Consider the following 22,422-nt stretch of genomic DNA (forward strand, 5'->3'; position numbering starts at 1 on the left):
CCCGACACGCAGCGAAGCGCACCCCAAGATGATCCAACCGCTTGTGAGACTACGTTGGCGATAGGTCGGCAGGTCTTTATTTCGTCGCCATCAATGGTGGAGTGCTCCCGCTACGCGGGGGCTGCATGTGAGCCGGAGTTCCGAGCTTGGCGGCATGGACTCCGGCTCTCTTGCGCACTTTCGTGCGCGTCTGTTGGTTACTCAAGCAATCGTAAAGAACGTTAGGATATTGACCGATTGGTGGCTTCTTACGCCGTCGAATGGTCGTGACTCTTCTCGCCCGTAGTTGGATAGCGACCCGCCATCAGACCGATTTCGTAGCAGCCTCATGAACGGTCTCTCAATAGTGAACCAAGTGTGGCGTTGGGGATTAGCGAATCGCCGGAATCGATAGATTCCGCGATCCGCACTGAGGACAGTACGCATCTCCGCCAGGAACTCACAATTCAAACGCTTGAGAACCGCCTTCTCCGTCCTCAACTCGCTGCACAGCAACAGCACCTCATTCAAACGAGCATCTGTGATAATGATCCACCAATAACATTATGTGCTGTCAATATAATCGATTATTCGAGATGGCGGGTATCAACAATGGTGATGTATCATAGTTCGAATACTGATCCGTCTGTCCGCACGAGCAGACACGGCCTACGACAATACGTATCACCACAAGCTACGGGGACGAATCTGGAACGCACTTGAAAACACCGAGTACGATACACTACATGACTCCGGTGAGCCACCGGGATTTGTCATGTCGAACCCGTTCCCACCAGGTGATATGCAGGAAGGTGACGATCGAACGCTTCTGGTCGCCTCACACGATGAGGGACTCCTCGCACACGTTGCAGAGGATTTACTTGACGACCGTGAACTAAACATTGGCCAGATGCCTTTTTTGGTCGACGATATTCAATCACTCGAGCCGGATGTCGGTGAACCGGGGACGCGAGGCACGCTCGAGACGGGAACCGGGTTGCTCGTTCGAATTCCGCCATGGCAGTGCGAGGAGTACGGTATCGACCACCCAGGCGGGGATACGCCGGTCTTCTGGCGACCTGAACATACCACGGAACCGCTGTTGACGCAACTCGAGTCGAACCTCGATCAGAAACACGAGTTGTTCGCACACGACGATTTACCCGGCCCGAGCGATGTAGACGGTGATCTGTTCGACGGCTACGAACTCATCAAGACCTTCGCGGTACCCGTAACGGTGACTGAGGGTCAGGAGATGACCTATGTCTTGAGCAAGTGGAAGTTCAATTATACTGTCCGAGACAATGACCATCGACGACACCTAAACCTTGCATTAGATTGCGGGCTTGGAGAACGGAACTCGCTCGGACTCGGATTCATGAATCGGCAAATCAACTCTGGCTGATCAGAAATGAGGGAAGACTAATAGCATAAGCGCTTCAACCTGACTGGAGTTCGTCTGAAATTTGTCTACCCTCAGTCTTAAGTTGCAGCCCCAGTTACTTACGTTTGCTGAAGGCTGCAGCAGACGAGCCGTGGCCAGCGCCGGTTCCTTGTCAGATCAACGCTGGCCTGAGATCATCTTCTGATAACACATCACCTCTTGTATCACTCTTTTGGGCCAACATATTTATACCTTGTGTCTTTTTCATTCGCTTACCTATGAGTGCTTTTGGAACAGGTTCGCTTACCTATGAGCCAAAAGATATTTTAACCACCCGACACTAATGTAGCACGCCACCTTTCAAACAAAACATATGATTAATGGGATCAAATAACTATGGGAGAATATATTCGAAAACGAGGGGGCTGATTAGTGCTTTCACTTAAAGACTTTAAGGATAAATATACCGAAGACGAGCTAGCCGACGAACTCCCAAACTCGCCGGTCGGTTCTCTTCGGGATATCCAGTACCTCTACGGCAAGCTCTACACACTTGCCACAACGGGCGGCGGCGAGTACGCACCCTACTTGACGCCGGATGCCGCCAGCGACATCATCGACACAGATGACAGCCTCATCGTCGTTCGAGTTGATGTCTCTGGGGACGAACCAACGCTGGCCAACGACGCGACTGGTCCCGTTTGGGCGACTCGGTATACGGAAAACTTGGTCCAAAATGTGGGCCACTGTAAGTACCCGGCCGCTCGAGGGATCGACCACAGTGTCACCCACCAAGCTGGCCGGAACAGCGATCCCGAAAAGCTCGCTCGGTACGCAAAAGAGCGACTGACGAAATGGGCTACCGATGATGTCGTAACAGATGTCTCGGAGGAACACCCCGAGGGCTGGATAATCGATGACTTGGCAACATTGGGCGAGAATGAGGCAACCCTCGAGGCTATCGAGGACGCTGTAGTGACGGGGTTGGGCGGCGAATCGACGACCGCCTTGCTCACGGTGCAGATTAAAACCGAACCGAACGGCGACTATCGTTGGCCGGGCCAAATCGACGCATTCCGTGAAGCAATGCGCCAGCGTAAACTCTCGAAGCTCGTCACCAAGAACAAAGCGGATGACTCCTCAGGGGATGCAACCGATATCGTGACCGGTCGATCGGCACGAACAGTTGGGACCTCGGAGGATCCCCAGAATTACTTCTTGGGCAAACAACTCGAGAAATTCCCCGGACTCGACATCGAGGAAGCGTGGCGTTCCCACCCCATTTCCGAGGATGCTGCCGTCACTGTGATGAACGCCGAAACGTTCGTCGAAGCCTGCACCTATCGGACGTTCGGAACGAAGGTGTACTACCTGCCGTACTTCTTCGGGCGTCCGACACCAGAAAAGGCCTATGAGCTGTACAAACTCCTCTACCAAGCAGCAACCGACGAAGGGAAAGACACACCGATTGAGGACGCCTACGAACGACAACGAGAGGCCGACATCGACGAAACGGATCTTCGGTTCTACGTCTCGGCGGTGATGCCCCATCAGATGTCTCGATACGACGTTTTCGGCGAGACGCTGAACGGACGGCTACAGTATCCGCGGGAACTCGCCTTCACGCACAACCGTCTCGTCGATGTCGCGAGCGCGTTCAACAGCGTCGACGATTGGACGCCACCCATGCCGACCACCGATAGTTGGGGGCTACTTGCATCGGACAATAATCGGCTCAACTCCGTCTCCACGGGCTGGTACTTCTATCAGACGTTCGCCGAGCGAGACGACGCCGACGCGGACGCCGACGATCCGCGGATCGAAGCGCTCGTCAGCGTTCTGAGCGGCGACACCATCGCTGTCGAGACGCTACTCGAGGAGTACGTCCAGCGAATCATCGACGAACAAACCGACGACAGCGAACACGAGGGATTTCCGTCGTTCCTCGTCGCCAGCCAGTTCGCACAGTTGTGTTCGCTGGCCGACGGCAAGCTCGAGTTGGTGACGACGAACGATAGCGCGAAGGAACCGATCACGCGAGAACCGACCTACGAGGAACACACAATGCCAGATTACGAAGAGATAGCAATCACGGATGGGGGGAACCCCGCCGACGCGAAGCTCGAATCGTTCATCGAAAACACACCTGCGCTGTCGTCTACAGGGGATAGCGAAGGGACAGTCGCCAACCAGCGCCGCGGTGCGTTCTTGCTCGGCGCTCTCGTCGGCGATATCGGCAGCTATCAGGAATACAGCGAGGATCGATCGACGACGCTGGTCGATCAGTATCCGGTGAAATCGATCACCCAGTCGCGAATCAAGAAGGTCGCACAGGAGACGATTGCGAAGACGTTGACCTACACACGTCAGGAAAAGAAACAGCAAAACGGCTATCCTGGCACGAAAGCCGACCACATCGTCGACCGACTACGGGAGACGATCCTCGATCCCGAACCGGACAACTGGCAGATCGACACCGACGATCTGCGTTTTTACTACGCCCTCGGTGTAACCTACGGCATGAACGACCATCCGTGGGACAATGGTGCACAGGACGACGAAGCAACGACACTCGAGGAGGAACACTAACATGGCAGACACTACCGACACCGTCGAGAATCGCTCAGAAATCGTTTTCCTGTACGACGCCGTCGACGCGAATCCGAACGGGAACCCGCTCAGCGGTGCAAACCGTCCCCGAATCGATCCACAGACCCAGCAGGCGATCGTCACCGATGTCCGACTGAAGCGATACCTCCGCGACCAACTCGAGGACGACGGCCACGGCGTCTATATTCGAAATGTGCAGGAGGAAGGAAACCAGTACACGCGCGGACAGTTGCTTGAGGACCGATTGAAGGAAGTCGATCCCAACGACTACGACCTTGAGGACGACGAGGAAACAGAGCGATTCCGCGACGACATCTTTGGCGAGTTCCTCGGCGAAAGCGTTGACGTTCGGTACTTTGGCGCAACGATGTCTGTCGACACGGACGACGAATACGCAGAGCATCTTCCAGACCACTTCACCGGTCCCGTCCAGTTCTCGCCCGGCAAGACGATGCACGCGGTCAATGAAAATGAGGAGTACGACAGTTTGACGAGCGTGATCGCAACGCAGGAGGACAAACAGCAGGGCGGATTCGACCTGGACGATCACCGAATCCAGTACGGACTCATCCGATTCCACGGACTCGTCGACGAACACGGGGCAGAGGACACGAAGCTCACGAGCGACGATGTCGAGCGACTCGACACGCTTTGCTGGCGCGCGATCAAGAATCAGACGATCAGTCGGAGCAAGGTCGGGCAAGAGCCGCGTCTCTATTGTCGCGTCGAATACGCCGACGAGAGTTTCCACCTTGGCGGTCTGGACAAGGACCTTGCGCTGGACGACGAACGTTCGGAACCCGACGAGGAACTTCGCAACGTCCGTGATCTTGCCGTCGATATTGAGACGTTCGTCTCTCGACTCGAGAACGCGAGCGATCAGATCGAACGAGTTCGGGTCGTCGCAAGTGACGTGCTCACGTTCAGTCATGAGGGCGACGATGGCGGACCCGACGTGTTGTACGATGCACTCGAGGACGCACTGGGGGCAGACGCCGTCGAGGTTGTCGACGTCTACGACGAACACACTTCAACGATCCCGGACGACAGTTGAGACGATGGGACAGCAATCACTCGAAACGTGGACGACCGGGGAGGATGGCAGTAGCGACCAGCCGGAGCGCTGTCTGTCCTTTACCGTTCGAGGGCCGTGGGGACACTTCCGACGTATCGAGGGTAATATCGTCAAACAGACCTATCGAATCATCCCGCGGACAACGGTCGCCGGACTGATCGCCGCGATGCTCGGTATCGAACGGGACGGCTACTACGACCTATTCGGACCCGGTCAGTCGGCGATCGCAATCGAGCCGGAAAACGAAATCCGGACGATCAACATGCCGATGAACACGCTCTCGACGGCCGACGGAAACCTCCAGTCGCTAAACGGGCGAGGGAAAATCAGCGTCAAGCTCCCGGATCCGACGACGCTACGCCAGCAACACAACTACGAGGTGCTTGTCGACCCCGCGTACCGTATCGACGTGGCGCTGGCAGACGACGAGCGATACCGCGAGCTTCGGTCGATACTTCAGGACGGGAAGTCCCACTACGTCCCGAGCTTAGGGTTGTCGGAGTACCTCGCCGAGATCGAGTACCACGGCGAGTTCGATGTCGAGTCCGAGTCAGTCGATGGAGAGCAAGCGGTCGCCGTCGACTCCGCCGTACCCGATGCCGTCGAAGACGTCGTCCTCGAGGAGGGAACCCGCTGTGAGGTTGAAGAGTCGCCCGCGTTCATGGCGACGGACTCGGGTGGACGGACGACGACTGACTTCACCGCGTACACGTACAACCCGGACGCCGAACCGCTCGACGTCCGAAATGTCGATCCTGCGACGGTCGACGACAGAACCGTCGTTTTCGTCTGAGATGTCAACGCGCTATTCTCATCCACCGGACGGAGATCAGGATCCGGCGAATGGAGCCAATGGCGGCGTCTTGCTTATCGACCACCTCGAGGACGTTGCAAAGCGAACTGGCTTCGTCGTCCCAGACGACGCACAGACGCCCGACGGTGAATCGCTGCAGGATGTCGTCGAAACGCTCGCGTACGTTCACGATTTCGGGAAAGCGACGACGTTCTTTCAGGACTACCTGATCGAGTCTATCGAGCCGGACCGCAAGATGTACCGGTACCACGCCCCACTCGGTTCGTTTGCCGCGTTCTACGCGCTCGAGGCGAAAGGGTACGACGCAGAGACGTGTCTCGCGGGGTTTGTCGCCGTCGCGAAACACCACGGCAGTGTCCCGGACGTTGCGTCGTACGTCTTCGATCGTTCCCACCGACGCGAGAACGTTTCCGAACAAACACAGACAGAACAGTCCCAGACTGCGATTCGGCTGCAGATCAAGGACATACTCGATCACGCTCCGGATCTTGCCTCCGAGGTGTTCGAAGCCGCGACCGACGGACACGGCTCGTGGAGCGAGTTCTGTGAACGGTATGCCGGGAACCTACTCGAGGACATCGAATCGACCGTCACAACAACTGAGACGGGAACGTTCGATTACGAGTCGCTTTCGGAGTCGTGTTACGCACTCGTTCTCGAGTGTTGGGGGTCGCTCGTCCTCGCAGACAAGACGAGTGCGGCACAGGCGGGAAGCAGTGACGACGTTTCCGAAGCGACCTACGCCGCAGACTCGCCCTCGCTTTCGCAACTGGACGAACACGTCGCAGAGATCGAAGCCGGTGTCACCGCCGACCCGAACGGAACGCGATCGGAGCAGTTGAACCACTATCGCTCTCGAGCGCGGCGGCGAGTGCTTGAGAACGCCGCCTCGTTTGCGGACAACGGTGGTGGTGTCGCGACGCTAACGCTGCCGACTGGAATGGGAAAGACCCTGTCCGGGCTCTCAGCAGCGATGGAGATCCGTGATCGAACCGGTGGCGACAGAATCGTCTACGCGCTCCCGTTTACGAGCATCATCGATCAAGTCGTCGACGAGATCGAGGAGATCTACGACGCCGATACCGCTGGTCGGTTGCTCACGGCACACCATCACCTCTCGGAAACGACGATACGGGACGAAGAACACCCCGGTGAGGATTCGGACCAGGAAGCTGACGACGCCGATCAAAATGACGATGTTTCCGGGATGTTAGCAGAAAGTTGGCGGGCTGGACTTACGGTGACGACGTTCGTCCAGTTGTTCGAGAGTCTCGCCGGTCCGGCGAACACGCAATCGATGAAGCTTCCGGCCCTTCGCGACAGCGTTGTCATTCTCGATGAACCACAGAGTCTCCCACTGAACTGGTGGAAACTTGTTCCCCGACTGGTTGCACTGTTGACCGAACGCTACGATGCGACGGTCATTGCCATGACGGCAACGCAACCGCAACTCTTCGACGAAACAACTCCGTTCGTCGAGGATGCGACCGAACTCGTCGACGACCCGGACGTATACTTCGAAACGACTGAGCGAGTAACGTACGAACTCGATTCGTCGACCGAACGGTACATCGACAAGCAGACTGGCCCAAAATCGTACGAGGATGCTGCCGCAGAACTGCTCGAGGCGATAACCGATGGCGAGTCTGCACTCGCTATCTGCAACACGATAGACAGTGCACAGACACTCACAGAACGCGTCACAGGAGGGCGTTCGGAACTCGCAGACGTCGGTGAGGCGTACGCTGCCGAACTCGAACGGTGTGGTAGCGTCGACGATGTCGATCCGGAAGTACTCGCAAACCGGATTATGGACAGCGGAGAGAACTCGATACTGCATCTCTCAACACGACTTCGTCCTATCGATCGACTCACACTTATCGAAACGGCGAAGATTCTTACCGAACACGGACACCCCCTCGTCACCATTTCGACGCAACTCGTGGAGGCAGGCGTCGATATTAGCTTCGATCGCGTGTATCGAGATCTCGCACCGATCGACAGCATCGTCCAGGCCGCTGGTCGGTGCAACCGCTCGTTCGAACGTGACCGCGGAATCGTGACCGTCTGGTGGCTTGACGTTCCTGAAGAGCAGCAGAAGACGCCGGCAGAAGCAGTCTACAATCGCGGTCCGTCGTTGCTCCCTGTCGCGGCCGAAACGCTTGCCGAAGTACGAGCGGACGACTCTCCACTCCCCGAAACCGCCGTCGCTCGAACCGCCGTCAAGCGGTACTACAACCGACTACATCAGGAGAAAAACGTCGGGAAAGATGCGTACCCTACGTATGTCGACGATGCTCGAGGCGACGAACTCGAGGCCCTCTCGCTGATTGAGCAACGGCATGCCATTGATGTCGTCATCTCCCGGACGGACGAGGACCGAGAACTGATAGAAGAGGTTGAAGCCGCGATAGACCGATATGATTTCGAGACCGTCAACTCTCTTATGGACGAGTTGCGGACGAGACAGATTTCGGTTCCAATCTATCAGTCCGGATCGGAAGAGGAGCGAAAACTAGCGAATCTTCCGACTGTCCATCGCGAGACCGACATCCGCCTGCTCGACACATCCAACTCGCAGGTTCGGAACTTCTTCGATCCGGTAACCGGATTCGTCGTCCCTGACAACACCGTCGAGCGTCGATTCCTATGAGTGACACCGATCCCGTTACCCGCTTGCTTGAGACCGCTCGCGGAAACCCCGTCGACGAACCGTTTCGCGTTACCGGCGTCATGATGCAGTACTATCACGTCTGTAAGCGAGAACTCTGGTTCGAGTCGCGAAACCTCGAAATTGACCGCGAAAACCCGACGGTCGTCCGTGGCACCCGCGTCGACGACACTGCCTACGAGGAGAACCGGCAGAATCTCCACCTCGGGATGATCTCGCTCGATCTCCTCGAAGACGGGCGCGTCATCGAGGTCAAACCCTCGTCGACGCTGACTGAGCCAGCCGAAATGCAACTATCGTACTATCTCTGGTACCTCGATCGCGTTGCGGGTATCGAGAAGGGCGGCGTCCTCGCACATCCTCGAGAACGAAACCGTGAACACGTCGAACTCACAGACGAACGCAAAGATGCCGTGGAAACTGCAATTGATGGCATTCACGAAATCGTAAGCAAAGAGACGCCACCGCCGGCAGAGGAGAAGCCGTTCTGTGACTCCTGTGCGTACCATGACTTTTGCTGGTGCTAACCATGGACAAGAATTACCACGTATTTTCAGACGGACGAATCGAACGAAACGACGACACGGTCAGAGTTGTCACTGAAGACGGTGAAAAGAAATATGTCCCAATCGAGAACGCGGAGGCGCTGTACCTCCACGGCCAGATCGATTTCAATACTCGGCTGATGTCTTTCTTGAACGACCAAGGTGTCGCAATGCACGTCTTTGGCTGGGAGGATTACTATGCTGGCTCTATCATGCCAAAGCGTGGCCAAACATCCGGCCGAACTGTTGTCTCGCAGGTCCGTGCGTACGACGATACTTCTCACCGACGCCGGTTAGCGGCAGCGATCGTTTCTGGAAGCATCCACAACATGCGAACCAATGTCGTCTACTACAACGGCCGTGGCTGCGAACTCGACCAGATTATCGACGACCTCGAGGCGGCTGCCGAACGCGTCGAGAAGAATCTCGCGGTCGACGAACTGATGGGTGTCGAAGCCACGGCCCGAAAAGCATACTACCAGTCGTTCAACGAAATCCTGCCACCGTCATTTCAGCTCTCGCGCCGAGAGTACAACCCACCACCGAACGAAGTAAACAGCCTTATTTCATTCGGCAACTCGCTCGTCTATGCGAATTGCACCTCGGCGATTCGGGCAACCGCGCTTGATCCGACGATCAGTTATCTCCACGAACCCGGTGAGCGGCGGTACTCGCTTTCGCTGGATATCGCGGATCTGTTCAAACCCGTCATTGCGGATCGCGTTCTCTTTCGACTCTGTAACCGCAACCAGATCACAGCCGATGACTTCGAAACCGAACTCGAATCGTGTCTCCTGAACGAACAGGGTAGACAGACGTATTCGAAGGAGTTTGAGAAGACGCTCGAGCGAACAGTTGACCATCCAAATTTGAAACGAAAAGTCAGCTACCAGTATCTGATGCGACTCGAGGCGTACAAACTCAAGAAACATCTCCTGACCGGTGAGAAGTACGAGCCGTTCAAACGGTGGTGGTAACATGTACGTTGTCATGGTTTACGACCTTCAGGCTGATCGCACACACAAAGCTCTCAAGATCGGTCGTCGGTATCTCACTCACGTTCAAAACTCTGTTCTTGAAGGTGAGATCTCGAAGGGCGATCTCGAACAGCTCCGTGGTGAAGTCGAAGAGTTACTCGAGCCCGGCGAGTCTACGATTATCTACGAGCTCTCGTCAGACGCACTTCTCGATCGAACGGTGTACGGCGAAGATCCAACAGAGGATCAGCGCTTTCTCTAATTCTGGAGTGTTCCGTCAACCCCCACGGGAATGACGACTATTGAAGGTCGACGAAAATAGATTTGTAGGAGTGGTACATACGAGGCTTTACGTCCGGATTTCCGGCATGGTTTCAGACGAACCTTTGTAGGGTTGAAGCAGTACGATAGAGGCGGGCGTTGAGCGCATTCAACAGGTTTCAGACGAACCTTTGTAGGGTTGAAGCTAGACCAGACTATAACTCTAGGGGGTATCAATGAGCGTTTCAGACGAACCTTTGTAGGGTTGAAGCCCAGACGCCCGCCATCTCTGCGGCCTCGCTGTTGCACTGGTTTCAGACGAACCTTTGTAGGGTTGAAGCTTCGCGAGAGAACACGCCGACGAGGTCGAAACCGAGTTTCAGACGAACCTTTGTAGGGTTGAAGCTCAGTCGTCATATCGATCAGCGGTAAGGTCGCTACCCGTTTCAGACGAACCTTTGTAGGGTTGAAGCTACCGTGGTGGTCCAGGGGGCCCGCGAAAGTAGGGTTTCAGACGAACCTTTGTAGGGTTGAAGCGAACTCCTCGCGGATACCGTCCTGATGGACCCGGACTGTTTCAGACGAACCTTTGTAGGGTTGAAGCCTCGCCCCAAGGGACGCGGTAGCGGGCTGCTGTCTCGTTTCAGACGAACCTTTGTAGGGTTGAAGCCCGAAACGATTCGCCACAGCCCGGACACTCGACTGGTTTCAGACGAACCTTTGTAGGGTTGAAGCAGGAATTTACCGCACGTTTCGAGTATGTCGTCGAGTTTCAGACGAACCTTTGTAGGGTTGAAGCTCNACGAACCTTTGTAGGGTTGAAGCAGGAATTTACCGCACGTTTCGAGTATGTCGTCGAGTTTCAGACGAACCTTTGTAGGGTTGAAGCTCCAGTCATTTGGGGTAATGGTGCATCGGGTGCGAGTTTCAGACGAACCTTTGTAGGGTTGAAGCCATGTCAGAGGACGGAACAAACCGCCGAAACAGTTTCAGACGAACCTTTGTAGGGTTGAAGCCTTCGCCACAGCGGCGCGGCAGTAGCGACACTCGTTTCAGACGAACCTTTGTAGGGTTGAAGCGCATGGTCGTCGCCCGTCATCGGCGAGAGACCGGTTTCAGACGAACCTTTGTAGGGTTGAAGCAGTAGCACAGGGGTTGACTCACCGGAATTAGAACCAGGTTTCAGACGAACCTTTGTAGGGTTGAAGCGATGTCAGCCTACGAGGTCACTACCACGAGGCAAAAGGTTTCAGACGAACCTTTGTAGGGTTGAAGCTCATCGGGCACGTCCATACACACGACTATAGAGATGGTTTCAGACGAACCTTTGTAGGGTTGAAGCTACACGAGCTGGCCGACGGCCGCTGCACACCGCGAGTTTCAGACGAACCTTTGTAGGGTTGAAGCGTAAAGCCCCTATCGCATTACACATCGAGATAATGGTTTCAGACGAACCTTTGTAGGGTTGAAGCCCCCAGTCGACGATCTCCGACCGCTCGTCGAAGCCGGTTTCAGACGAACCTTTGTAGGGTTGAAGCCTTAAAAAGATTATGTCCCCAATGACCCTGATCAGTTTCAGACGAACCTTTGTAGGGTTGAAGCCGGTGTAGTTGTGGTCGACGGGTGCCGTGCGCTCGTTTCAGACGAACCTTTGTAGGGTTGAAGCGGCTCCTCTCGGGTCGCACGGTGGACTCTGCGGAAGGTTTCAGACGAACCTTTGTAGGGTTGAAGCGCCGCCACGAGCAGGACCTCGACGCCGACGACCTCCGTTTCAGACGAACCTTTGTAGGGTTGAAGCAAGACTACGTCGAGGCCGGCGACGCCGAACTCGTCGGTTTCAGACGAACCTTTGTAGGGTTGAAGCGAGGGGAGTGATTTCATGTGTCGGAATACACTCTCGTTTCAGACGAACCTTTGTAGGGTTGAAGCAGGCATGGAACCGACTCGCCGACCACGGCGACGGCAGTTTCAGACGAACCTTTGTAGGGTTGAAGCGGTAAACGGCACCTGATCCGGATGATCGGCCGGGTTTCAGACGAACCTTTGTAGGGTTGAAGCCTCCCACACCTGCAGCTAGAGTAGGAGGCGACGTGTTTCAGACGAACCTTTGTAGGGTTGAAGCGACCGGCCGAAGAGCCTGCAAGGGGAGGGCGTCGACCGTTTCAGACGAACCTTTGTAGGGTTGAAGCGACGTTCGCCTCACCGGCATCGAGGAGCTACCAGAGTTTCAGACGAACCTTTGTAGGGTTGAAGCTCGAACTTCCGGGAGATGAACGAGCACGACGTCGCGTTTCAGACGAACCTTTGTAGGGTTGAAGCCTCGTAGACGAAGTCCCACTTGATGTTTTCGTGGTGTTTCAGACGAACCTTTGTAGGGTTGAAGCGCGCACTTAGTCGCGGAGAAGCGCCACCAGGCGGTTTCAGACGAACCTTTGTAGGGTTGAAGCGAGAATCGCGATCTGGACCTCGGAGTCCTTGTACTCGTTTCAGACGAACCTTTGTAGGGTTGAAGCGAACTGCTCGTCGACAAAGCCACCGTCGTCGGGTTTCAGACGAACCTTTGTAGGGTTGAAGCATACAATCACTCCACGTCGACGAGCGACGGCCGCCAGTTTCAGACGAACCTTTGTAGGGTTGAAGCGGATGACTGAGGCTGCGATTGCTGCTGCGGAACACGTTTCAGACGAACCTTTGTAGGGTTGAAGCGCCTGGACCGCCATCTCATCAACGACGGCAACGACGGTTTCAGACGAACCTTTGTAGGGTTGAAGCGGACTCCAACAACCGGACTTCGCGCTTGTCAGCGGGTTTCAGACGAACCTTTGTAGGGTTGAAGCGAAGACGGCGGCAAGACGTGGAAAGTCTGTCTCGACTTGTTTCAGACGAACCTTTGTAGNGAACCTTTGTAGGGTTGAAGCGAAGACGGCGGCAAGACGTGGAAAGTCTGTCTCGACTTGTTTCAGACGAACCTTTGTAGGGTTGAAGCTTGACAACAGTCGACTTGAGCGGCATTACAGGTTGAACAGGCGCAATGCCACGGTCTTCAGGCCGTGGATACGCGCCGTCACTTAGTGACACAATCCACCGACGATAGCACGGCCTGATATTCCAACAGATACTTAAGATATCGTGCCTAATTACAATTGTAATGGTCACGGTGACTGTCACCGCGAAGTTTCACAACCCATCCCTCTCACGGCGGAAAGAGTGGCAACACGCCAGCCGACTCTACCGTGACACCAAACAGTTCTGTATCGACGGATGGGAAAACGGCGACTTCGACAAATCCGTGACCACCGCCAGCATCGACAACGACCTCTACTCGGCTATCCAGAACCAAGCCATTCGAGAGGCGAAATCCGACCACAACAAGGACGGAGAGGTTCGCTACCGAGAGAGTCAACCGTTCGCCGTCAACAACCAGAACTGGGAACTCGACACGACCGAGAACGGCACAGTCGTCGTCGGATTCCCATGTGTCTCCCAATGGTGGTACACCCCGATAGAGGTGTACGACGACATTGCCGACCCCGTAGACCGACTGGTTGAAGGTGACGCCGACAAGACCCGTCTACAGGTCTACCGTCGCGGAGACGACTGGTACTGTACGTTCAACATCGAGTACGACGCCGACACGTCGGGCGAGACGCCCATCGGTGTCGATATTGGTGAACGGCACATCATCGCTGTGACCGCCCACGGCGAAGACGAGTCGATGCTGGTGTCTGGTGGAGAGGCGAAGTACGTTCGACGCAAATATCGTTCCCTACGCGATTCGCTTTCGGAAGCGGGTGCGCTTCGCGCACGTAACCGTGTGGGTGACAAAGAACAGCGTCGAATCAAAGACTTGAATCACAAACTCTCCCGTCGCCTCATCACGTTCGCGGAACAGTTCGAGAACCCCGTCATTCGGATGGAAGACCTCGAAGGTATCCGTGAGAACAGTTCATGGTCGGGCGTCCACTCGTGGCATTTTCACCAACTCCAACAGTTCATCACGTACAAAGCCGAACGCGCTGGTATCCGTGTCGAGAAAGTCGATGCCTACCATACCAGTCAGCGGTGTTCGGCGTGTGGTTCGATGGGAACCCGTGATGGCGACCACTTTTCGTGTACAGAATGTGGCCGTGGACGCCACGCCGACCTGAACGCTTCGGAAAATATCGCACAACGGGAGGGTGAACCATGCACGGCGTAGCAGTTCGGCTGACGCGAACCGTGCTACCTCGCTGGTTGAATAACCAGTCGCCTTTGACGCCCGCTGTATGCGGGGAGGAAGGCCCCATTGACAGGGCTACACGCGCTGGAAAGCACACCGTTGGTCACAACTCGGTGGCGACCTTCGACGTTCCACGCGAAAGCGTACTTGAGAACCGAGGAAACGCGCAACCTGAATATCCACTTCGTGGATTCCCGCGTCTTTAGGCGCGGGAGGATGTCAACCGAAGCAGAATACTCGTGATGGACCCATGGCAGCGGTAACCACGTGGCACCCGCACGTAGTGCTGCTCGCACTCGAATGCTACGCCGCTTTCGCATTCGGACCGACCGCGTCGATCGCCTCACAGAACAGTCCAATCCCGAGTTCGATCTCGCGGGTACTCGAGTCTAGCGGCGGGAGCAGTCGGATCGTTTTCTTCCCACAGCCGAGGGTGAGCAGGCCGCGCTCGAGTGCTGCGTTCACGACCGCGTTCCGGCGCTCGGCGGTGTCGAACTCGACGGCGAGCATCAGTCCCTTACCCCGAACGTCGTCGACGTAGTCGGGCGTGTCGTCGCGAAGCAGTTCTTTGGCCTGTTTGCCGCGACGAGTGGCGTTCTCGAGGAGGCCGTGTTCCTCGATGGCTTCGAGGGTGAACGTGCCCATCATCGAACCGAGGAGGTCGCCGCCGCCGAAGGTGGAGCCGACGCGGTTTTTTTCACTGGGGAAGATGTCCGAGCGGGAGATGGTCGCCCCCACCCGAAGCGCCTTCGCGCTGGCGATGACGTCGGGTTCGATCGGGTAGTGATCCGACGCCCAGATTTCGCCAGTGCGGCCGATACCGGCCTGAATCTCGTCGACAACGAGCGGGATATCGTACTCGTCGGTCACGGCTGCAACCTCCTGCATGAACGCCTCACTGGGGAAGCGGTAGCCGCCGACGCCCTGGATCGGTTCGAGGGTCAGAAACGCGATTTCGTCGGGGTTGATCCGGCCGCCTTCGGGTGCCAGCATGCGACGAAGTTGTGAGGTCTCGCCCGCGAAGAAGCCACAGTCGCAACTGTCGGCGTCACAGCCGCGGTCGGCGCAGAACGGGACCGTTTCGATCCCGCTGACCTGTGGATAGTGACGGGTGTAGACCTCCTTCGACTTCGTAATCGAGAGCGTTCCGAACGTCCGTCCGTGAAAGCTTCCCTCGAACGCGACGCCGTACTTCGCGGGTGCGCGATAGTCGTGGGAAATCTTCATCGCGTTCTCCATGGCCTCGGCTCCAGAGTTCGAGAGGAAGACTGTGTCCATGTCGTACTGACTCGAGAGGTCGGTCAGCTTGTCCATGAGGTGACTCGAGCCGGGCACATCTGACTCCTCGGGTGTCGGGCCAGCACCGAAGTACATGTCCTGGCCAGCGATCTTCATCGGTTCGACGAGGTCGAACTCGTGGAGTTTCTCGGTGAGCTTCTCGTTGTTGTAGCCGAGCGGTGCCGCGCCGATGTGGCAGGTAAAATCGAGTAAGACGTTGCCGTCGACGTCGGTGACAAAGGGACCGTCGGCTTCGCGAGTGATGTCCCAGACGAACTCGTGGGAGTACTCGCTGGGTGCTGCGTTTGTCCCGTGGAATTCGACCCACTTGCGAGCGTTCGGGCCGGGATACGCGTCCACGGCCGGTTCCGCACTATTTCTGTCCATACACAGATTGTGTGTATGTTATAAATTAAAACTTGTTATGGGCCGCGGGACACTCCGGGTGAGCGGGGTATCGTTCCGCGGCCGGTGTCGGATCGTCACTGGACGGATCTCCGGACGACCCGATCAGTACCGTTTTGTCCTGGAGCAACACCCGTCCTCTGGTAGCGCTGAAGTTCTTGATCAACGAGAGCATCGCGAGGAAACAGACGATCGCGAACGGCGCGCCGGTGATGACGACCGCCTGCTCGAGTGCACCGGCACCGCCCTCGCCGCCGAGGATCATCAAGATTGCAGCGGTCATCCCGAGGACGACGCCCCAGAAGATGCGGTTGATGGTCGATGGAGACTCCTTGCCGCCCGTCGTCATCATCGAGACGGCGAGCGTCGAGGAGTCAGCCGACGTGATGAAGAACGTCGTCACGAGGACCATGAATCCGAGGATCAACACGGAGCCAATTGGAACGGCGAACTCGGCGACCCCGAGGTCGACCGAGAAGGTGAGCGCTTCGAACAGGATGAAGCCAGAAACCTCTGGTCCGGCACCTTCAGGCGCTACCACTTCGCTGAAGTCTGCGATACCGTTGTGCTCTGCCCACACCGCGGTCCCGCCGATGAACGTGAACCACGGAATCGTCGCTGCAGAGGTCGCGACGATGCCGGTAAAGGCAACCTCGCGCACGGTTCGGCCCTTGGAAATACGGGCGATGAACAGGCCGGCGAACGGCGACCACGAGAGCGCCCACGCCCAGTAGAAGACAGTCCAGGCTTCGACCCAGCCAGTGCCGCCTTCGGCAGCGCCCGTGTAGAGGCTCATCGCGGTGAAGTCCGAGATCATTCCGCCGATGGCCTGTGAGCCGAGTAACAGCAAGAACATCGTCGGACCGACGATGAACGTCGCGACCATGAGCAGGACGAACAGGCCCATGTTGAAGTTCGATAGCCGGCGAATGCCCTTGTCGATCCCGAGCACCATCGAGACCGTAAACAGGATCGTCATCGTCGTCACAACGAGAAGGATACCCATATCGCCAAAGTTGAGCCCCCACTGGTAGTCCAGTCCCGTGACGAACTGACTGCCGATGAAGCCGAGCGAAGTCGCGACCCCGCCAATCGTTGCGAAGACAGCCAGGATGTCGATGACCTTCGCCGCAGGTCCATCGAGATTCTCCTTCCCCAGGATGGGCGTCAATGCCGACGAGACACGGAGAGGGACGTTGTCGTAGTTGTGCGCGAAGTACCCGATTGCGATGCCCATGATGGTAAACACCGCGAGCTGTGGCAGCGCCCAGTGGAACAGTGTCTGCTGGACAGCGAGCGGAATCGCCTCACTCGTGCCCCCTCGACGCCGAACAGCGGGTTCGGATCGGCGTAGTAGAACAGTCCCTCCGTTGGTCCCCAGAACACGACACCTGCAGCGAAGCCGGCCGAGTACAACATCGCGAAAAACGACAGGAAGCTATACTCCGGATCCTCGTCGCCGAGTTTGATCTTCCCCCACGGCCCCACGATCAGGAACAAGAGGAAGATGACGATCAGGAACACGATAACCAGCAATGCCCAACTCATGTAGCTGAGCATCTCGCCGTGGGCGGTGTCGATCATCGTCTCGACAGCGCTTCGGTTGACGAAGAACGCGACGATCACGCTTACCGTCAACAGTGCGCCGAACGCGAAGACGACCGTGTCGAGCTCGTTTACGAACCGCTCAACGGCATTCCCCTTACTTCCGCTCATCGGTATCACCTCCGTTCGAGCGATACGCTGCCGCTGTTTGTAACCAACCCCTGGCACCATACACCATGCTGAATGGTGGCATACCAGTGTGATTGCTAGTATCATGCATAAATGTTCTCTTCTCGTAATCAGCATACACAGATTTCGTTTATAGAGAACGTCCGCTATCGGGGTACCATACCCAGAGAGAATCGACCGACTGGCCACTTCTTCACCGTTCCTCTCGGTAGACGACTCCTAATCGCCAACACGGTTTTCCTTCCATACACTCAGCACCGGCTTCAACCTTACACTGCTCACAGCCACACTGGCACCGACTCGAGTACCCTGCCGTTCCGGTCTAGCCACGGACACACTAAACGGTGCTGGCGCTACGTGGACGTGTGCTGCCTCCTCGTCACGTTCACAGTGAATCGGTGCCAGTAACGAACCGCCTTCTCGTGGGTCTGTATCGCTGGTCGGCCCGCACCTCCTTGTGGATCGATGTCGCTAGTCGGCCCGTCTCTTCTCGTGGATCACTGTCGCTAGTCGGTCTGCATCAGCGCGGGTAGAAATGGACTCCGTGGTCTGCTGTACCCTCTTGTAGTACACCAACCACTCACCTTCGAACGCGGCAGTACCGACCGACAGCAGTCCGGTTCAGTTCGTCAATTCCTCGAGTTTGCGCTCGCGTGCCTGCGCGCTCTCCTCGACGTTACTCGAGTACTCGTCGAGTCGGTCCTTGATGTGCTCGCGGGCGGCGTCGGGGGAGAACTCGTCGGACATGGTCAGCAGGCGGACGAACGCGCGCAGTTCCTCGTCGGTAAGTTCGGCGAACTCCTCGTTGTCGAGCTTTTCGATGACCTCGTCGACGTCGATCTGGCCGACCGGGTCGACGTTGAACTCGACGTTGACCATGCGGTAGTTCGAGCCGGCGAGGCGCTGTTCGGCCTTGCCAACACCTTCGGAGAGCATGTCTTTGAACGGAGTGTGATAGCCCATCGTTCCGAGATGGAGGAACGCGAGCATGTCCGTAATGCCCTGCGTGTAGGCGTCGCGGTCCTCGTTGTCGGGATCGAACACTGTTTCTCGGTCCCGTTCTTCCATGTACTCGAAGAGAATGCTGAAATCGAGAATCGCGTTCCGAACGCGCCGCCGAATCCGGTTTCGCTTCTGTTTTTTCGAGTGGTCGGTGTAGTCCGTTTTTCGACCGAGAAGGAAATCGCGGTCGGAGGGGGTGAGGATACCGCGGGGCCGATCCGAATCCGCCGCCGTCTGTAAGGACTCCGGCACGTCGTCCTGGCTCATACGGGATACACGGAGAGCCCGCGGATTAATCCTTCTGATCCGACCGACATGACTGCCAGAAGACAGGTGTGGGTCAGGGCTGCTGCCGTGCACACTCACGAACTGCATCGGAAAGAACGCGCACGCCGATTTCGAGGCTCGCTTCGTCGATGTCGAACGTCGGCGTGTGGTGGTTCGTCGGATGGTCCGAGCCGACGAGCAGGTAGGAGGCCAGTCCGCCGTCGTCCTGCACGCGCTCCATCAGGTAGGTGACATCCTCACTGACGCCGAACTCGGTCGTTCCGATCACCTGGTCGACGCCCTGCGTCTGCCGCGCGACGGCGCTGACGAGGTCGCGCAAGGCCGGATCACTGTCTGCTCGCGGCGATTCACTGATAACGCGCGGTGTGACGTCGCAGTCGTGCATCTCCGCCGCCGCGTAGAGCACGCGCTCGAGTTCGGTGCGCATGTACTCCATCAATCCCGTGGTTTCGCCGCGAACTTCGGCCTGGATCGTGAGCTCCTCTGCGATGACGTTGCTCGCCGTGCCGCCCTCGATGTAGCCGACGTTCACCCTGGTCATCCCCTCGCTGTGGCGCGGGATCGCGTAGGCGTTCTGGATCGCCGTCGCGGCGGCCTGCATCGTGTTTCCGCCCTCGTTCGGGGCCTTTCCGGCGTGGGCGCTCGCCCCCTCAAAGGTGGCCGTCAGGTGGGCCATCGCCAGCGGCTTCTCGATGCCGGCGACGATTTCGCCGGTTGGGTGACCCAGACCGATGTGTGGCGCGAACAGGTAGTCCACGCCGTCGAGATAGCCGCTCTCGGCCATCGCCTTCCCGCCGCCCGAAATCTCTTCTGCGGGCTGGAAGAAGACTTTGAGCGTCCCGCTGAAGTCGCTTGCTTGCACCGCCTGAATCGTGCCCAGCGCAATTGCGATATGTGCGTCGTGCCCGCAAGCGTGCATGTACCCCTCGTGCTCCGAGCGGAACTCCTCGGCTGTCGGTCGGTGGTCGTCGGCCGCCGACTCCGTCATCGAAATCGCGTCGAGATCGACGCGCAACCCGACCGTTGAACCCTCACCCTGTTCGAGGACCGCGATTGCACCGGTGTAGCCGCCGGCAGTCTTCTCGATGTACGTCCTCGCGTACACCCGCGGCTCGCGCTCGCTCGAGCCACGGCTCGAGTTCATCCTCGGACGGAACCGCCATTCGCTCCTCGGTGGCGAGCGCATCCCGGCCGACTGCGATTTCGTCGACGCCGAGGGACTCGAGTTCGGAGACGACGCGGGCGGTCGTTTTGAACTCGCGCCAGCCGGGTTCCGGGTGGCGATGGAACGCTCGTCGGAGATCGACGACACGGGTGTGCACATCGGTAGCCATCGTGGTGGCGTCTACGAACAGTGATCACTTAATTGTGGTCGGAAATCGCGTACGCCTTCTACACAATCCACGTTCGACCTACCTGGTCCATCTTCGACTCCGACTGTGCGGTGTCGGTACCTGTGGGTTGGTGGTTCCTTCAAAATACAGTGACGGATACATGTGATCCTATCCGCTATGTTTTACCATACCACTGCTGTAGCTGTGGATGTGATGCGTCCCGACAACGATCCGCTGCGAACCAAAGCCGGCGTCGACAAGATGGAAGAAACCGAAATTCCGATCGGCGAGCCACACGACTCGACCGAGCCGAGCTACATCATGTGGCGCTGCCAGGACTGTGGCGAGATGGGGGAACTCGAGGAGGACTTGCCGGACGAGTGTCCCAACTGCAGTGCACCGAAAGAAGATCTGTACTACTGGGAAGAAGACTGATCGCTGGGCCAGCTCACGGTGAACGGAGTGCCAACACACTGATTCAAGTACGCTGCGTCCGCGTATGCTGGTGTGCCTTCGGACTGGACTCCCAAGACGACGCTCAAACGGTTGCAGACGCAGATTGCCTACAACGACGAGCGGATTTTCTTTCGGTTCAGATGGGAGCAGCCGGACCCGGGCGGCTGGCTGCACGACATGCTCGTCTATCGCGACGGCTCTTGGGAGCGCTTCGCCGAGCCGTCGCCGTGGGTCCCACACCGCAGTGACGAGGACCACACCGGTTTCTACGAGGACAGGGTCAGCTTCCTCCTCGACGACGGCTCCGTCGAGGGGTTCGAGCAGTTCGGCGGCTGGCTGACCGCACACTACGGCATGCGGAGCCTGCCCAGTGAAGTTCCGACAGAGACCGTGCAGAACGACGAGCACTTTGGGTTCGACGGACTCGACAAGACGGACATTCGGAAGTACATCCCACAGGCCTGTACGGGCGACTGGTGGGAGAACGACTGGGAGACGATTCGCCCGCAGGCCGAGCTCGAACAGCTCAAATCCGACGGCGTCTTCCTCGATCTGCCCATGTGGCGGGCCCACCGCAGCAATCCGAAGGGATACGGCACGGACCACCACATCCTCGACTACCGCCACAGCGATCAGGGACGAAACACCTACACGACCCAGTCGTGGACTCCCGACGACGGCCCCGAACTCATGTGGGACCCGGCGGTCGTCGACGGCGGCGCACTCGACTACCACGAAATCCGTGACGGTACCATTCCAGACCAACAAGACGGCACGTACGCACTCGAGTTGGACGACGCAGTCGAATTTGATCCGTCGGTTGCCGAGTGGGAGGGCGCGATGATCCCGCGCCGACCGCTACAGGAGCCACACGGCAGCGCGGCGGACTGGCAAGCGACCGGTACGTGGGCCGATGGCGAGTGGACCGTCGAGATGTGGCGCGACCTGGAGACGGACTATCCCACAGATACGACCCAACTCGAGTCGGGTGAGGTCTACACGTGGTCGCCGGCGATCCACCACGGTGCGGGAAAACGCTGGCATTGGGCCGGCTATCCGTACAAGTTGGGTCTCGGCGTGGAACCAGACTATCCGGGGTCACAGTACACCGAGGGGACGACCGAACTGGTCGCTAGCGAATACAGCGGCGAGACGCCGTCATGGTCGTCGATCAAGTCGTATACGATTCCGCTCATCTTCCCGGGGATTCTCATCTGGGACGATCTCGTGGACGCAGACCATCCGCGCGCCGCGGACGTTCGTGATGGAACGGTTACGATGTGGGAGCTGTACGAAAACGACCCGGAGACATTTCTTGCTGCTGAGGAGTTCTGAAGAACGTCTTTGAAATCTGGTCTGTCATGACTGCTGTAACAACAACGTCTTAGTA

Annotated in this window: 13 protein-coding genes, 2 pseudogenes and 1 CRISPR repeat array; of the genes and pseudogenes, 11 read left to right on the plus strand and 4 right to left on the minus strand. The window is 57.5% G+C overall.

Annotated elements, in window-relative coordinates; translation table 11 throughout:
- The first annotated feature begins 616 nt into the window (after positions 1 to 616).
- The 9 genes from cas6 to C482_RS02490 all read left to right on the plus strand — a co-directional run bounded on the left by cas6 (position 617) and on the right by C482_RS02490 (position 14,514).
- Positions 617 to 1,384, plus strand: a complete 768-nt coding sequence (cas6, locus tag C482_RS02450; RefSeq protein WP_086009503.1) for a CRISPR-associated endoribonuclease Cas6 — start codon at positions 617 to 619, stop codon at positions 1,382 to 1,384.
- 411 nt (positions 1,385 to 1,795) lie between these two features.
- Positions 1,796 to 3,952, plus strand: coding sequence for a type I-B CRISPR-associated protein Cas8b/Csh1 (gene cas8b, locus C482_RS02455; RefSeq protein WP_006165794.1), 2,157 nt, complete (start codon positions 1,796 to 1,798; stop codon positions 3,950 to 3,952).
- Between the two features lies 1 nt (position 3,953).
- Positions 3,954 to 5,027: a type I-B CRISPR-associated protein Cas7/Csh2 gene (gene cas7b, locus C482_RS02460; RefSeq protein ID WP_006165795.1), complete on the plus strand. Its 1,074-nt coding sequence runs from the start codon at positions 3,954 to 3,956 to the stop codon at positions 5,025 to 5,027.
- 4 nt (positions 5,028 to 5,031) lie between these two features.
- Positions 5,032 to 5,841 (plus strand): type I-B CRISPR-associated protein Cas5b, encoded by an 810-nt coding sequence (cas5b, locus tag C482_RS02465; RefSeq protein WP_006165797.1) that lies wholly within the window; start codon positions 5,032 to 5,034, stop codon positions 5,839 to 5,841.
- 1 nt (position 5,842) lies between these two features.
- A complete protein-coding gene (locus C482_RS02470) occupies positions 5,843 to 8,515 on the plus strand; it encodes a CRISPR-associated endonuclease Cas3'' (RefSeq protein ID WP_049896409.1) in 2,673 nt (890 codons plus the stop codon).
- The gene (locus tag C482_RS02475; protein ID WP_006165800.1) at positions 8,512 to 9,060 is read left to right on the plus strand and encodes a CRISPR-associated protein Cas4; all 549 of its coding nucleotides are present in this window, start codon (positions 8,512 to 8,514) and stop codon (positions 9,058 to 9,060) included. The genes C482_RS02470 and C482_RS02475 overlap by 4 nt, the downstream gene beginning before the upstream one ends.
- A 2-nt stretch (positions 9,061 to 9,062) precedes the next feature.
- Positions 9,063 to 10,055, plus strand: a complete 993-nt coding sequence (gene cas1b / locus C482_RS02480) for a type I-B CRISPR-associated endonuclease Cas1b (protein ID WP_006165802.1) — start codon at positions 9,063 to 9,065, stop codon at positions 10,053 to 10,055.
- A 1-nt stretch (position 10,056) separates the two neighbouring features.
- A complete protein-coding gene (gene cas2 / locus C482_RS02485; protein ID WP_006165803.1) occupies positions 10,057 to 10,317 on the plus strand; it encodes a CRISPR-associated endonuclease Cas2 in 261 nt (86 codons plus the stop codon).
- A gap of 109 nt (positions 10,318 to 10,426) precedes the next feature.
- Positions 10,427 to 13,302: a CRISPR direct-repeat array (repeat unit 30 nt; unit sequence GTTTCAGACGAACCTTTGTAGGGTTGAAGC).
- A gap of 162 nt (positions 13,303 to 13,464) precedes the next feature.
- Complete coding sequence (locus tag C482_RS02490; RefSeq protein WP_006165806.1) at positions 13,465 to 14,514, plus strand: RNA-guided endonuclease TnpB family protein; 1,050 nt, start codon at positions 13,465 to 13,467, stop codon at positions 14,512 to 14,514.
- Positions 14,515 to 14,838: 324 nt separating this feature from the next.
- Here the strand turns inward: C482_RS02490 and C482_RS02495 are convergent, their stop codons facing one another.
- The 4 genes and pseudogenes from C482_RS02495 to C482_RS02510 form a co-directional block, all read right to left on the minus strand.
- On the minus strand, positions 14,839 to 16,200 hold the full coding sequence (locus C482_RS02495; protein WP_006165808.1) for a class-III pyridoxal-phosphate-dependent aminotransferase: 1,362 nt from the start codon (positions 16,198 to 16,200) through the stop codon (positions 14,839 to 14,841).
- A 25-nt stretch (positions 16,201 to 16,225) separates the two neighbouring features.
- A pseudogene (locus tag C482_RS02500) lies at positions 16,226 to 17,934 on the minus strand (BCCT family transporter).
- Between the two features lie 639 nt (positions 17,935 to 18,573).
- Complete coding sequence (locus tag C482_RS02505; RefSeq protein WP_006165809.1) at positions 18,574 to 19,221, minus strand: hypothetical protein; 648 nt, start codon at positions 19,219 to 19,221, stop codon at positions 18,574 to 18,576.
- A 73-nt stretch (positions 19,222 to 19,294) separates the two neighbouring features.
- Positions 19,295 to 20,576 (minus strand): annotated as a pseudogene (locus C482_RS02510) (amidohydrolase).
- 213 nt (positions 20,577 to 20,789) lie between these two features.
- On the opposite strand from C482_RS02510, the gene C482_RS02515 reads away from it, so the two are divergent.
- Together C482_RS02515 and C482_RS02520 are read left to right on the plus strand one after the other, a co-directional pair.
- Complete coding sequence (locus C482_RS02515) at positions 20,790 to 21,011, plus strand: DUF7130 family rubredoxin-like protein (RefSeq protein WP_006165815.1); 222 nt, start codon at positions 20,790 to 20,792, stop codon at positions 21,009 to 21,011.
- A 72-nt stretch (positions 21,012 to 21,083) separates the two neighbouring features.
- Positions 21,084 to 22,367 (plus strand): ethylbenzene dehydrogenase-related protein, encoded by a 1,284-nt coding sequence (locus C482_RS02520; RefSeq protein WP_083858569.1) that lies wholly within the window; start codon positions 21,084 to 21,086, stop codon positions 22,365 to 22,367.
- Positions 22,368 to 22,422 lie beyond the last annotated feature (55 nt).

Origin of the sequence: Natrialba chahannaoensis JCM 10990, from assembly GCF_000337135.1 — an archaeon.
GTDB lineage: Archaea > Halobacteriota > Halobacteria > Halobacteriales > Natrialbaceae > Natrialba > Natrialba chahannaoensis.